The organism is Pusillimonas sp. MFBS29, assembly GCF_020687695.1.
In the GTDB taxonomy this organism is placed as follows: domain Bacteria; phylum Pseudomonadota; class Gammaproteobacteria; order Burkholderiales; family Burkholderiaceae_B; genus Pusillimonas_C.
In genome coordinates, this window is sequence record NZ_JAJEWL010000014.1 from 23,117 (window position 1) to 35,651 (window position 12,535).

The following is a 12,535-nucleotide window of genomic DNA, read 5'->3' on the forward strand; positions in this document are numbered from 1 at the left end:
TAGATATGGAAAACGAACGTAAACTTATAGTAGGTGCGATGGTGACGCTGTCTCTAGCGACGGCGGCAATGATTGTCGTGCCTTTTATGCAGCTTAAAGATGTGCCTGCGCCCGAAGCGCTAGCCCCCTATACCAGTGAGCAGCTACGCGGTCGCGAGGTCTATATCGCTAACGCGTGTATTGCCTGTCATACCCAGCAGCCTAGCACCACGGGCGCCGGCATAGCCGACGCCAGCCGTGGCTGGGGGCGCGCGTCGGTGGCCGCCGACTACCATTACGACAGTCCACCTTTACTCGGCACCATGCGCACCGGCCCTGACCTGTTTAATATTGGTGCGCGTCAGCCTAGCGCCGACTGGCATTTGGGGCATTTGTTCCAGCCGCGTGCTTATGTTCCAGGTAGCGTGATGCCTGCTTATCGCTATATGTTTGAGGTGAAAGACCCCGGCTCCGTAGCTAAGGGCGAACGCGTGGTTTCCTTGCCGCCGGGAGCGGTGGAAGAAGGCAAGGTCGTGGTCGCCAAACCCGAGGCCCTGGACCTGGTGGCCTATTTGCAAGGCCTGGATCGCACCTATACCGTGCTTTCTGCTGAAGAGGCCGAATGGGCCGCCAGCCGCCTGGCCCCTAGTCGCTTGGCTAAAGAGCCTGCCGAGGCGGTGACCGACACTAACGAATCAGGAAACACCGATGAGACCAAAACAAACCCGTAGTTCCGAGCATGCCGATCCCAAAGAGCTGTATAACCCGGTCCCGCGTGTATTTCTGGGGCTGATCATCGGCCTTGTCGCGTGGGCGGTTTTTTACATTGTCAATGCTGATCCCACAGGGGTGGCGTCGCTAGGCGACCGTCGAGTTCCCGCAACCCTGGCGGCGGGCGCCGGTGGCGATGAGGGCAGTGTGGTCGACGGACGTCAAATTTATACCACTACCTGTCAGGCTTGCCATCAGGCAACCGGGCAAGGTTTGCCTGGCGTCTTTCCACCGTTGGCTGGCGCGTCCTGGGTTACTGGCGATGCCAATATTCCCGCGCAGATTGTGCTGCACGGCTTGACCGGGCCGATCGAGGTCGGCGACACCACTTACAACGGCGCCATGCCGGGTTTCGGTACGCAATTGAACGACGCGCAAATCGCGGCCGTTCTTACTTTCATCCGGGCAGAGTGGGGCAACGACAGTCCTGCTGTCGAAACGGCAACGATTGAAGCCGCGCGCGCGGCGACAGCATCCCAGGCTGAGCCTTGGAGCAATGTCGCCGACATCCCTGCCACTGATGCGGGCGCGGCTCCGGCTGCAGAGCAGTCATGACACACGGCGCCAGGACGCTGGTGGCCATCTTCGCCGTAATCGCCTTGGGGCTGCTGGCGTTTGGCGGGGTGACGCGCGGATTCGCCGCAATCACCGCCGATGGCGTGCGCCGGATCGACCTGGAGCGAGCGCCGCGAACCTTGCCAGCCCTATCCATGATCGACCAGGCCGGCAAAACGCTGTCGCTGGCCGATTATGGCAGCGCTTCCGGTTATACGACCTTTGTCACGTTGCTCTACACCAGTTGCGACACCATCTGCCGTACAAGCGCATCGGGGCTAACGTTTCTACAGCAGGAAATACGCAACCGGGGCCTTGAAGGTCGTGTGCGTTTGTTGACGCTTAGCTTCGATCCGTTCAACGATACGCCTGCGGTGTTGGCCAAGCATGCCCGTAGCCTGGGGGCCGACGCATCACTGTGGCGCTCGGCAACGGTCACCCGGGCCACCGACCTGGAACCCATGCTCAAGTTGTTCGACATCGTGGTTATTCCTGATGGCCTGGGCGGATACTCGCACAATGCGGCGCTATTTCGTATTGACGAGCGCGGAAAGCTGATCAAAGCGTACGGTGTCGATCGTGCCGACCTGGCATTGGCCGACTATTTATATAATAAGTCGGAGCCGTAGCCCATGCGCTTGAGCACATCTCGCTATATTGCATGGTTGCCTGGCGTGCTGCTCGTGGTGGCAGCCGTACTGCAACCGTGGCTCGAAACCACCATGGCCCGCCATATGGGGCTGGAGTTTCCGCTTCTGTTTGTCATAGGCTGGTTGACCGCCTCGGCTGCGGGCCCGCGTCTTGCGCGGCTGATTGAGCCCTGGAACGCAAAGGGACTTACCGCGCTTGTAGTCACGGCCTTGGTGACTGCGTTCTGGATGGTGCCTGCCGCGCTCGATCTGGCCGTCCTTCATACAGGCGTGGCCTTAATTAAGGTTCTTAGCTGGCTCGTTGCCGGCATGCTGGTGGGCGTCTCGTGGCGCCAGGCGGGCGTGGTGATTCAGGCATTTTTTATTTTCAACTGGTGCTGGATGACGGTTGCCGTGGGCCTGATCTATCAGGAAGCCCCGCAGCAATTGTGCAGCGTTTATCTGGTTGACGATCAATGGAATGCAGGGGCTTTCATGGTTTTCTGGGCCGTGGCTGTATTTATACTCTGGTTACCGGGGGTGATCAAATCGAGCAACTTGCTGGGCGATAGCGTTGACTCATCCAAAACGCGGCGCACAAATTAGGTGCATTTCCTGAGCGTACTTTGTTATTTAAAGGTGCACGATCTCGTTCTTGTAAGTGAGGAGACTTCGTCTTGCGTTAGTTGCTATTGATATACGAATACCCTATAGTTACTATATGGTTTTATTAACTGAGATTAAGATGAATATCAAGATTGGCGAACTGGCCAAGCGCACGGAATGTCAGGCCGAAACCATTCGTTATTATGAAAAGGAAGGGTTGTTACCGGAACCCTCTCGCACTAGCGGTAACTACCGTTTGTATAGTGAAGAACATGTTGAACGTCTACGATTCATCCGGCACTGTCGTACGCTCGACATGGCGTTGGACGAAGTACGTACCTTGCTTCAGTACCGTGACATGCCTACTGAGGATTGTGGCGACGTGAACGCCTTGCTTGATCAGCATATCCATGCGGTGGAGGTGCGCATGGACGAGTTAATGCAATTGAAGGAGCATTTAGTGGTTTTGCGCCAAAAATGCACAAGCGCAAAACCGACGGAATCGTGCGGGATCTTACAAGCGTTGTCGGATTGCTCTTGCCACGTTTAGGGTGTCAGTTTCAAATTTCATGAGCGTGTGCAGGTTTTCGTCAATCTACTATTCGCTCGATCACTTTGACATTATGGACTAACTCACTAGCTGGCTTATGGGGCGAGCTGGAATAATTGCATCCGTCGTCGGTACGTGTGTAGAGCACCGTTTCAAGTCGGAATGTGGTGTGATGGATGGAAATTGCATGGTGAGAGTCGACAGATAATCGCGCTAAAATCCTTGAACTATGTTTTGTGGTGCCGTGGCACCGTTACGGAGTGGTAAATGATCAGTTTGGCCAGTGGCATTACATTGGTTGTCGCGTTTGCGATAACCTTTATTATTTCCCGGCTTATTGTAAAACGCCGTGCGGCGAACGCAGCTATACAGGAGCGACAGCGTGTTGAGCGGCTTCGGCAAAACTTGCCGCCGCCAGTACTATCGAAGAACAAAAGTAAAAGGCGGCGACAAGAGCGTACGCAGCGCTGATGTTTGTTTTTGAGAGTGCTCCCCGTCAAGGTCCGTAGTGGCCTCACTGGTGGCAGGGCATAAGAGGTGGATAAGCGCAAAGGATCCCAACTGCATGTAAGAGCGTTGCAACGATAATCTCCCGTAAATCCGCAGTGCTAAAAATGGAGGGATTGCCCAACGAATGCCACTTCTGTCTTGCCAAAGACAGCATGGCGTGTGCTGCGTTATAGACAGCTTCTCACCTGCATATACCTACGGCGATATTTAGCTCCCCAATCCTTGCCCCATTGACTCGAGGCACGATGCGAGTTTGTCCTGTGCAAATTCATCTACGTTGTCCAGCCAGCCGTAAACGTTCCGCCCATTCCATCTTGGCAGATAATGTATCGCAAACTATGATGGTAAATGCCCTTTATCTGAGACCGTCTGACCGAGAGCAATATGAGCGAGAGCCAACTGAAGGATAGCGGCAAGCCTGCCGATGAGATTCGAGATCTTGATCGAAGTACGTTGAAGTGGGTGCTTACCATCAATCTAGGGCAGTGTGTGGCAGGGGCGATGGTTGGATTGTGGGCAGAATCAACTGCGTTAATTGCAGCGGCTTTGGACAACCTTGCCGATGCGTCGGTTTATGGTGTCAGCCTCTATGCCATCGGTCGTGCCGCACATATTAAGGTGATGGCCGCGCGCTTATCCGGTTGGTTGCTGATAGGGTTGGCGCTCGGTGTGCTCTTTGAGGCGGTTCGTCGGTTCTTCGGCGGTGAGGCTCCCATTGGCGCTGCCATGATGGTGATGGCAACTGTCAATGCCGGCTTGAACTTAGTATGCCTACGGCTGTTGTCGCGCCATCGTGGCAACGACGTGAACTTCAAGGCCTCATCGATTTTCACCAGTAATGATTCGATCGCGAACGTTGGGATCGTTATCTCTGGCGCGCTCGTAATGTGGCTGGATTCCAATGCGCCGGACCTACTTCTCGGTATAGCCGTAGCCTGTGTCGCTGCCCACGGCGGGAAGGAAATACTTGAAGAGGCTGCCAAGACTAAAGCCTGTTCAGAAGCTTCTTAAGCGTACGTCGCTGCCCGGAACTGATCTCGAACGGTTCATACAAACCACCCAAAAGAAGTCTCTTGGGAGCTGTGAGCGTGTATTGACAGCATGGCGTTCCAGACAAATATACTTGCGTTAAATATTGCTGTTGAAGCGGCGCGTGGTGGCAACCATGGCAACGTAAGTGGTGGTTAGCGCACTAGAGCATTTTTGATTTAATTATATACATAATATAGACTATCCTCTGCGGCCACGATGGAGGGATAGTCATGCATGCCTATTCGCAAGATCTGCGAGATCGAGTTTTGGGTGCACTGGAGCGCGGCGAAGGCCCTACAGCGATTGCCCGGCGCCATGAGGTCAGCCGTTTGTGGGTGTACCAGGTGCGCAAACGATGGCAAGAAGACGGTCAGCGCCATAGTCTGCCCATGGGAGGCTATCGACGCTCGCGCATTGCGCATAAGGAAGATCAGATTCGACAGTGGATCGGGGCAACGCCCGATCTGACCCTGGCAGAACTGAGTGAACGTCTGGCCAAAGAAGGGATCCAGATCAAGGTCCCGGCACTTTGGCATCAGTTGAACAAATGGGGATTGAGCTTTAAAAAAAACCCTGCACGCCAGCGAGCAGTCGCGCGCCGACGTGTATCAGGCCCGGATTGCATGGATGGATGATCAACCACGCTGGGATTGTCGGCATCTGGTCTTTCTCGATGAGACGGCCACCGCCACCAACATGACCCGACCAAGAGGCCGTTCACCTCGCGGCCAACGCTGCGTCGCCTCGGCGCCCCACGGCCACTGGAAGAGCACAACCTTCATTGCTGGCCTGCGTCATGATGCCATCACCGCCCCACTGGTGTTGGACGGCCCGATGAATGGCGCTGCGTTTCTGGCCTATATCGAAACCTGCCTGTGCCCCACGCTAAAACCGGGAGACATCGTAGTGGCCGATAATCTGTCTTGTCACAAGGTAGCGGGGGGCAGGCAGGCAATCGAAGCGCGCGGCGCCACGCTGCGCTATCTTCCACCGTATTCGCCCGATCTGAATCCGATCGAGAAGATGTTCTCCAAACTCAAGGCATTGCTGCGCAAGGCCGCCAAACGGACCGTGAACGATCGGTGGAACGAGATCGGCAGGGTCCTGGACTTGTTTACCTCCGCAGAATGCGCCAACTATTTTGCTTCATGCGGGTATGTAAACAAGTAAATTAAAAATGCTCTAGCGTATTGAACGTTGCGCCGCTGGAAACACTACTTCGAACTGGGTTGCGTCGGCCGTCGAGCTGGCGCTGACTCGACCCCCATGGGCCTCTACAATTGTTTTCACGATAGCTAATCCAAGCCCCGAGCCTTCACTGCTGCGCTGGCGCGATGAATCCGGCCTATAGAATCGTTCGAAAATATGGGTGAGGTGCTCCGGAGTTATGATCGGCCCTGGGTTCGCGATACAAACGCTTGCCTTGTCGGCGACGAGATTGAGCAATACCGTAACGCTGCGTCCACGCGGCGCGTAGCGAATGGCGTTCGACAATAGATTACTCAGCGCTCGGCGTATCATGAGTCTGTCCCCACGGACGAGTACTGGGCTGAACCGCCCCGGATTTTGTGGAGGCTCCAACCTCTGAGAGAATGGAGCTATGAAGAAGCAAAACAAGTTTTCCCCTGAAGTGCGTGAGCGTGCCGTGCGTATGGTGCAGGAACACCGTGGCGAGTATCCGTCGTTGTGGGCGACTATCGAATCGATTGCCCCGAAGATTGGCTGTGTGCCGCAAACGTTGAACGAGTGGGTGCGCAAGCAGGAGGTTGATACCGGCGTGCGCGATGGGGTGCCCAGTGCTGAGCGAGAGCGTGTCAAAGCATTGGAACGCGAGGTGAAGGAATTGCGCCGTGCCAATGAGATTTTGAAGCTGGCGAGTGCTTTTTTCGCCCAGGCGGAGCTCGACCGCCGATTGAAGTAATCCGGCAGTTTATTGATAAATACCGGAACACTTACGGGGTCGAGCCACTTTGCAAGCTCTTGCAGATTGCCCCGTCCGGCTATCGATGTTATGCAGCGCAGCAGCGCAATCCGGCATTGTTATGTAATCGTGCCAAGCGCGACGCCGTGCTGATGCCGCAGATTCAACGCGTGTGGGAGCGAAACATGAGGGTCTACGGTGCGGACAAGGTCTGGCGTCAGCTTCATCGGGAGCAGCAAGAGGTAGCGCGATGTACGGTCGAACGACTGATGCGCCGCCTTGGTATCCAAGGGGCTCGTCGTGGCAAGACGGTTCGCACGACAGTATCAGATACGGCGGCCCCTTGCCCGTTGGACCATGTCAATCGGCAATTCAAGGCTGACCGCCCCAATCAGTTGTGGGTGTCGGATTTCACCTATGTATCGACCTGGCAAGGCTGGCTGTATGTGGCGTTCGTCATTGACGTGTTTGCTCGTCGCATTGTGGGCTGGCGCGTCAGCAGTTCCATGCATACGGACTTCGTGCTCGATGCCCTGGAGCAGGCGCTGTATGACCGTCAGCCGGCGCAAACCGATGGCTTGATACACCATAGCGACAGAGGCTCCCAATACGTCTCCATCCGCTACACAGAGCGACTCTCTGAGGCCGGTATTGAGCCCTCTGTGGGTAGTCGCGGTGACAGCTACGACAATGCCTTAGCGGAAACCATCAATGGCTTGTACAAGGCTGAACTGATTCATCGGCGCGGCCCCTGGAAAACCAAGGCATCCGTCGAATTGGCCACGCTGGAATGGGTTTCGTGGTTCAATCATCATCGCCTGCTGGAACCTATCGGCTATATTCCGCCTGCGGAAGCTGAAGAAAATTATTATCGACAACTGTCTGAAAAGGTCACCGTCGAGATTTAACTTAAACCAACCAGCCTCCACGGAACCCGGGGCGGTTCAGATTGATGCAGCGCGCGTACCTACTGTAAACGTTCCCGTCTGTTCAACTTTTTTCAGTGTCGTGGCCCTGTCCTGGGCCTGGATGGGGGCAGCCGCTGATAATGCAATGGTTGCTGCGGAAATAAAGATCCATAGGCGTTTCATTCTCTTGTCTCCTTAGAGTTGGAAGGGCGACCGCAGCTCTGTGTATGCGATCATTCAAAACTATTTAGCGCCGCTCTTTGCGCTATCGATACAAACCGATTCGAACGTTTCCAGCGATTGGTTTAGCTCGGTAGCAAGGACGCTGTAGTCTTCCAGGCCAATGGCAAGACGAATAATAGGTGCCTGGATACTGGGAAAGAGGCGGCTGGTCTGCTGTTGTGCGTGATAAAAGGCTGCGAGGCTGTGAAGCCCGCCGTAGCTTGCGCCAATGGCAATGTGACGAAACGAGCCGAACATGGCGCGGAAAGCGTCCAGAGGCGCATCCTGTAGCACTAAGGAAAAAAGGCTGCCGCTACCGCTAAACTGATCTTGCCACAAGCTATGTGTTTTGAAGGTACTTAGTGCGGGATGGAGCACTTCTCGAACCATGGGATGCCGCTGCAAATGCTCTGCAAGACGTAATGCCTTGACGGATTGGGCCTCAAGCCGCAAAGTCATGGTATCTAGGCCGCGTTGGACAAGAAAGCAATCTTCAGCGCTAACCGCTTGCCCCATGGTCGCCTGCAAAGCACGTAGTGCGGTGTGTAGTGCAATATCGTTTGTGCTAACGGAACCCATAAGCAAGTCGGAGTGACCACCCATGTGCTTGGAGCAGGCCTGGATACACAGATCCACGCCAAGCGATAGCGGCGAAAAATACAAAGAACTAGCCCAACTGTTGTCGATTGCGGTCCTGATTCCGTGCGAGCGAGCCTGTGAAACAATGGCGGGCACGTCCTGCACCTCCATCGTGACAGTACCCGGTGACTCCAACCATATCAGCTGGGTATTAGATCGGATGAGGTCTGCGATCCCCGACCCTATACACGGATCGTAGCGCTCCACCTCCACGCCCATGTGTGTAAGGTGCGTCGCGAAATCGTGTGCTGGGCCGTAGGCGGAATCCGTAATAAGAAGATGATCCCCGGCTTTCAACATGGTGAGCATGACAAGGCTTATCGCAGCCTGTCCTGAAGGCAGCACCACGCAATGGCTTGCCTTGTCCAATGCAGCGATGCGCGCCTCCAGCTCACGGTGGGTCGGCGTGCCGGTAGTTCCATAGGTATAGCCATCCGGTAATCGCGATTTACGAGCCACGAATTCATCCAGGCTTGAGAAGGTAATCGTTGACGCCCTCCAGACAGCGGGCGACAGGCTTGAGAAGCCAGTGAGATATTTGCGTTGAACGGCTAGATGAGCGGCTGTAGCGTTTTTCATAAATCGAAGTATAGTTTTATAGCTATAAGAAATAACTTCCATTATGTTATTGGTCTAGAAGTAGAGGTTATATATGTTGCTAAGAGAGATTGAGGTTTTTCGTACGGTCATGACTTCGGGTACGGCAAGCAAGGCGGCCAAGCTGATGGGCGTGTCGCAGCCTGCAATTAGTCAGGCATTGCGGCGGTTAGAGCAACATGCCGGAATTGTTCTCTTTCTCAGGATGCGGGGCAGGCTACAGCCCACGCCGGCGGCTCAGGCCTTGTTAATTGAGGTGGATCGATGCTTTGTTGGATTAGATGTGATTGAGCACCGTTTACGTAGCTTGCGTCAGTTCACTGGAGGCCGCCTAAATGTCGCCAGCTTGCCTGCTTTGGGCGTAGGTTTTCTACCGCGCGTCTTGCGTAATATGAAATTGCTGGCGGAGCAGCGTACGGTGTCCTTGCAAATCATGAGCTCCCGCGAGGTCCGCGAGCGACTCTTGTCGGGGCAGTGTGATCTAGGGCTTATGGCGGACGAAGTGTCGACCATTGGTTTGGAACACTCGATTTTCAGTCGCTTGGATGGGGTTATCGCCATACCCGCTTCTCATTCGCTGTCATGCAAACCGGTGATCAAGCCCCAGGATCTGAACGGCCAAGCCTTTATTGCACTCAATCCCGAGGACACTTCGCGTCGTCAGCTGCAGAGTGTGCTGGATAAACACTCTGTCGTGCCGTCCGTAGTGGTCGAAACTCCTTACTCGGTCAGCGTATGCGAACTTGTGCAGCAGGGCGTGGGCCTTGGCTTGGTAAGTCCGGTGACGGCTTTGGATTACGCTCAGCGTGGCATTGTGCTCCGCCCCTTTTCCGAACAGGTGGTATTCACCGGCATTCTAGCCTTTCCAGCGGGAACGCAACTCACAGCGTTCATGCAGACGTTCATCTCTGCAATGCGTACGCAGCTTGCAACGGATATGAGCCAACTGACTGCACTGATGTCTTGACCGAGCGAATAGCTCAATTGGTGCTTCGCTGACCGGCGGCACGTTACCCTCCCTAGTCATACCGACTTGCGCAGTCTAAGGGCATTGAACACGACCGATGCTGAACTCAGGCTCATCGCCAGTGCAGCGAACATGGGTGAAAGCAGCAGGCCCACAAATGGGTACAAGACCCCGGCAGCCAGTGGTACGCCAAGCGCGTTATAAACGAATGCAAAGCCCAGGTTCTGCTTCATATTGGTGATTGTTGCGTCCGACAGGTGGCGTGCAATCGAGATCCCGCGCAAGTCCCCTTTGACCAGGGTGACCTGTGCGCTGTTCATCGCCACGTCGGTTCCGGTGCCCATCGCAATGCCCACATTCGCCTTGGCCAGGGCAGGGGCGTCATTAATGCCGTCGCCGGCCATCGCGACAATTCGGCCTTCGGCTTGAAGTTTGCTGACCAAATCCAGCTTGTCGGCCGGCTTCACTTCACCGTGAACCTCGTCAATGCCTAGTTGTTCCGCCACGGCTTTAGCCGTTGAAACGCCGTCGCCCGTTGCCATGATGACGCGGATGCCAGCCGCCTTGAGATCCTTTACGGCTTCCGGTGTGCTTTTCTTGATTGGATCAGAGACAGCCAGCAAGCCCATTAATTGACCGTCTGTTGCTAGGTACATGACACTCGCACCCTTGGCGCGCAACGATTCAGCGCTACTGGTCATGATCGAGACATCAACGTTTTCTTGATCCATCAAGGCAGTATTGCCCAAAGCAAGGTGTTTGCCCTCGACCTGGCCACGTACCCCGATACCGCTACCTGATTCGAAGTCGTTTACAGCGCTTAGGTTTAAACCGCGCTCCCGCGCTGCTTTGACAATAGCATCGGCCAAGGGATGTTCGCTGCCCTGATCAAGGCTTGCCGCCAAACGAAGCACCTCGTCGGCCTCCGTGTCACCTGCGGGAATGGCCTGCTCGAACGCGGGCCGGCCTTCGGTTAATGTGCCGGTCTTATCAACAATGAGGGTATCGACCTTGCGAAAGTTTTCGATGGCTGCTGCATCGCGAAAAAGCACCCCCTGGGTGGCGCCACGACCGGTGGCCACCATGATGGACATGGGCGTGGCCAAGCCCAGGGCACATGGGCAGGCTATGATCAGCACGGCCACAGCGTTGATCAAGCCGTACACCCAGCTCGGTTGAGGGCCAAAGATGCCCCAAACGAATAAGGTGACGATAGCAATGACCACGACCGACATCACAAAATAACCCGCGACCTGATCCGCCATGCGTTGCATGGGTGCGCGAGAACGCTGCGCTTGGGCGACGAGTTGGACGATCTGCGAGAGTACCGTGGCCGAGCCGACCTTTTCAGCTCTAATTACTAGCGAGCCGGACGTGTTCATCGTCGCGCCGATCACTTTGTCGCCAGGGCGCTTGCTTACTGGCAGTGGTTCGCCCGTGAGCATGGATTCGTCCAGAGAACTGGCACCGTCTTCCACCAGACCATCTACGGGAACTTTCTCCCCAGGGCGTACACGCAAGCGATCGCCTTCATGGACATGCGTCAGCGGCACATCTTCTTCTGATCCATCCGTGTTGATACGGCGGGCTGTTTTAGGTGCGAGCCCCAACAGTGATTTGATGGCAGCTGACGTCTGCGAACGTGCTCGAAGCTCGAGCATCTGGCCAAACAGCGTCAACGAGATAATAACCACCGCCGCTTCAAAGTAAACGGCGATACGGCCCATGGACATGAACGTTTCGGGAAAAACTCCTGGGGTGACTGTCGCGACAACGCTATAGATGAATGCAGCCGCTGTACCCAGACCAATAAGTGTCCACATATTGGGGCTGCGATTGATCACCGACTGCCACCCGCGCACGAAGAACGGCTGCCCCGCCCACAGCACCACTGGTATCGATAGCACCAGTTCAATCCAGGTTTGGGCGGTCATGCTGAACCAGCCCAATTGGTGGCCGAACATGGCCAACACGGTGACGATAATGGTGAATGGCAAGGTCCACCAGAATCGGCGCGTGAAATCCTTCAATTCTGGATTGTCATCGTCGAGACTGGGCATCAGCGGCTCAAGCGCCATGCCGCACTTCGGGCAGCTTCCTGGATGATCCTGTCGAATCTCAGGGTGCATTGGACAGGTATAGATGGTGCCTGCAGCTGCTTGATCGAAAGCTGGTTCGTTTACATTCTTTGGCGCAAGGAACTTCTCAGGATCGCGTTTGAACGTTTCCAAGCACTTTGCGCTGCAAAAAAAGAATGACTTCCCTTGACGCTCAACGTGATGTGGTGAGTCTTTTGTTACCTGCATACCGCACACGGGATCGGTGAGTTGGAAGCTTGAGGGCTGCTTCATGTTGCGATCATGAGTGTGTCTAGAACTGTTCTGCGCCATGGCGATAAAAACCTTTTAAGGGTCTGGGCACAAGGTCATTGCACACGGCATGCACGGCTAAATGCTCTTAGCGTCCCAGGGACATTTGGGCCAAATCCCATCATGCCACATATGCACACGTTTCAAGTCGTTAATTCAGTGCCTGCCACATTACATTTTTGTCATGTATCCGGACCCGTAATGTTTATGCACTGGAGTGGAGGTTTGTGTTCGTGCTAGCGGACCTAGCCAAAAGCACGTCAAATTAGATCGACCATGG

Annotated in this window: 13 protein-coding genes, 1 pseudogene and 1 other annotated feature; of the genes and pseudogenes, 10 read left to right on the top strand and 4 right to left on the bottom strand. The window is 55.1% G+C overall.

The genetic code is table 11. The annotated features are described in order from the left end of the window. Positions 1 to 5 precede the first annotated feature (5 nt). The 8 genes and pseudogenes from LKR43_RS15605 to LKR43_RS16340 all read left to right on the top strand — a co-directional run bounded on the left by LKR43_RS15605 (position 6) and on the right by LKR43_RS16340 (position 5,802). Entirely contained in the window at positions 6 to 710 is a 705-nt protein-coding gene (locus LKR43_RS15605) for a cbb3-type cytochrome c oxidase subunit II (protein ID WP_227685135.1), read from the top strand. Further along, positions 688 to 1,305 carry a cytochrome c gene (locus LKR43_RS15610; RefSeq protein WP_227685136.1) on the top strand — a complete coding sequence of 206 codons (618 nt, stop codon included), beginning with the start codon at positions 688 to 690 and terminating at the stop codon, positions 1,303 to 1,305. The genes LKR43_RS15605 and LKR43_RS15610 overlap by 23 nt, the downstream gene beginning before the upstream one ends. Continuing rightward, positions 1,302 to 1,934, top strand: coding sequence for an SCO family protein (locus LKR43_RS15615; protein ID WP_227685137.1), 633 nt, complete (start codon positions 1,302 to 1,304; stop codon positions 1,932 to 1,934). The genes LKR43_RS15610 and LKR43_RS15615 overlap by 4 nt, the downstream gene beginning before the upstream one ends. Before the next feature lie 3 nt (positions 1,935 to 1,937). Continuing rightward, positions 1,938 to 2,540: a DUF1404 family protein gene (locus LKR43_RS15620; protein WP_137237403.1), complete on the top strand. Its 603-nt coding sequence runs from the start codon at positions 1,938 to 1,940 to the stop codon at positions 2,538 to 2,540. 139 nt (positions 2,541 to 2,679) lie between these two features. Continuing rightward, complete coding sequence (gene cadR, locus LKR43_RS15625; RefSeq protein WP_041683166.1) at positions 2,680 to 3,090, top strand: Cd(II)/Pb(II)-responsive transcriptional regulator; 411 nt, start codon at positions 2,680 to 2,682, stop codon at positions 3,088 to 3,090. Positions 3,091 to 3,984: 894 nt separating this feature from the next. Further along, on the top strand, positions 3,985 to 4,611 hold the full coding sequence (locus tag LKR43_RS15630; protein WP_013742895.1) for a cation transporter: 627 nt from the start codon (positions 3,985 to 3,987) through the stop codon (positions 4,609 to 4,611). Between the two features lie 81 nt (positions 4,612 to 4,692). Beyond that, a pseudogene (locus LKR43_RS16245) lies at positions 4,693 to 4,770 on the top strand (methyl-accepting chemotaxis protein); the annotation flags it as partial. A gap of 92 nt (positions 4,771 to 4,862) precedes the next feature. Then, positions 4,863 to 5,802 (top strand): IS630 family transposase gene (locus LKR43_RS16340; protein WP_369791837.1). Its coding sequence is split into 2 segments (ribosomal slippage): positions 4,863 to 5,192 and positions 5,194 to 5,802, totalling 939 coding nucleotides; the frame shifts between segments, so codons are not numbered across the junction. Positions 5,803 to 5,814: 12 nt separating this feature from the next. Here LKR43_RS16340 and LKR43_RS15650 read toward each other — a convergent pair. Beyond that, a complete protein-coding gene (locus LKR43_RS15650) occupies positions 5,815 to 6,153 on the bottom strand; it encodes an ATP-binding protein (protein ID WP_227685139.1) in 339 nt (112 codons plus the stop codon). 79 nt (positions 6,154 to 6,232) lie between these two features. On the opposite strand from LKR43_RS15650, the gene LKR43_RS15655 reads away from it, so the two are divergent. Further along, positions 6,233 to 7,461, top strand: a protein-coding gene (locus tag LKR43_RS15655) for an IS3 family transposase (RefSeq protein ID WP_227685140.1) whose coding sequence is annotated in 2 segments (ribosomal slippage) — positions 6,233 to 6,512 and positions 6,512 to 7,461 — 1,230 coding nt in all. Because the reading frame shifts where the segments join, the coding sequence is not laid out codon by codon here. Continuing rightward, positions 6,511 to 6,627 (top strand) — a sequence feature (AL1L pseudoknot). (Overlaps the previous gene by 117 nt.) 36 nt (positions 7,462 to 7,497) lie before the next feature. On the opposite strand, the gene LKR43_RS15660 is transcribed toward LKR43_RS15655, so the two are convergent. Together LKR43_RS15660 and LKR43_RS15665 are read right to left on the bottom strand one after the other, a co-directional pair. Then, complete coding sequence (locus LKR43_RS15660) at positions 7,498 to 7,644, bottom strand: hypothetical protein (protein WP_227685141.1); 147 nt, start codon at positions 7,642 to 7,644, stop codon at positions 7,498 to 7,500. A 60-nt stretch (positions 7,645 to 7,704) separates the two neighbouring features. Then, positions 7,705 to 8,943: a PLP-dependent aspartate aminotransferase family protein gene (locus tag LKR43_RS15665; RefSeq protein WP_013742874.1), complete on the bottom strand. Its 1,239-nt coding sequence runs from the start codon at positions 8,941 to 8,943 to the stop codon at positions 7,705 to 7,707. Positions 8,944 to 8,974: 31 nt separating this feature from the next. Between LKR43_RS15665 and LKR43_RS15670 the strand changes: the two genes are divergently transcribed. Beyond that, complete coding sequence (locus tag LKR43_RS15670) at positions 8,975 to 9,886, top strand: LysR substrate-binding domain-containing protein (RefSeq protein WP_013742873.1); 912 nt, start codon at positions 8,975 to 8,977, stop codon at positions 9,884 to 9,886. A gap of 56 nt (positions 9,887 to 9,942) precedes the next feature. Here the strand turns inward: LKR43_RS15670 and LKR43_RS15675 are convergent, their stop codons facing one another. Further along, on the bottom strand, positions 9,943 to 12,237 hold the full coding sequence (locus LKR43_RS15675; protein WP_205961279.1) for a heavy metal translocating P-type ATPase: 2,295 nt from the start codon (positions 12,235 to 12,237) through the stop codon (positions 9,943 to 9,945). Between the last annotated feature and the right edge of the window lie 298 nt (positions 12,238 to 12,535).

What these genes read in the sequence shown, in the direction of transcription:
- LKR43_RS15605 (WP_227685135.1), top strand. Translation starts at nt 6, where the DNA reads ATGGAAAACGAACGTAAACTTATAGTAGGTGCGATGGTGACGCTGTCT.
- LKR43_RS15610 (WP_227685136.1), top strand. Translation starts at nt 688, where the DNA reads ATGAGACCAAAACAAACCCGTAGTTCCGAGCATGCCGATCCCAAAGAG.
- LKR43_RS15615 (WP_227685137.1), top strand. Translation starts at nt 1,302, where the DNA reads ATGACACACGGCGCCAGGACGCTGGTGGCCATCTTCGCCGTAATCGCC.
- LKR43_RS15620 (WP_137237403.1), top strand. Translation starts at nt 1,938, where the DNA reads ATGCGCTTGAGCACATCTCGCTATATTGCATGGTTGCCTGGCGTGCTG.
- cadR (WP_041683166.1), top strand. Translation starts at nt 2,680, where the DNA reads ATGAATATCAAGATTGGCGAACTGGCCAAGCGCACGGAATGTCAGGCC.
- LKR43_RS15630 (WP_013742895.1), top strand. Translation starts at nt 3,985, where the DNA reads ATGAGCGAGAGCCAACTGAAGGATAGCGGCAAGCCTGCCGATGAGATT.
- LKR43_RS15650 (WP_227685139.1), bottom strand. Translation starts at nt 6,153, where the DNA reads ATGATACGCCGAGCGCTGAGTAATCTATTGTCGAACGCCATTCGCTAC.
- LKR43_RS15660 (WP_227685141.1), bottom strand. Translation starts at nt 7,644, where the DNA reads ATGAAACGCCTATGGATCTTTATTTCCGCAGCAACCATTGCATTATCA.
- LKR43_RS15665 (WP_013742874.1), bottom strand. Translation starts at nt 8,943, where the DNA reads ATGGAAGTTATTTCTTATAGCTATAAAACTATACTTCGATTTATGAAA.
- LKR43_RS15670 (WP_013742873.1), top strand. Translation starts at nt 8,975, where the DNA reads ATGTTGCTAAGAGAGATTGAGGTTTTTCGTACGGTCATGACTTCGGGT.
- LKR43_RS15675 (WP_205961279.1), bottom strand. Translation starts at nt 12,237, where the DNA reads ATGAAGCAGCCCTCAAGCTTCCAACTCACCGATCCCGTGTGCGGTATG.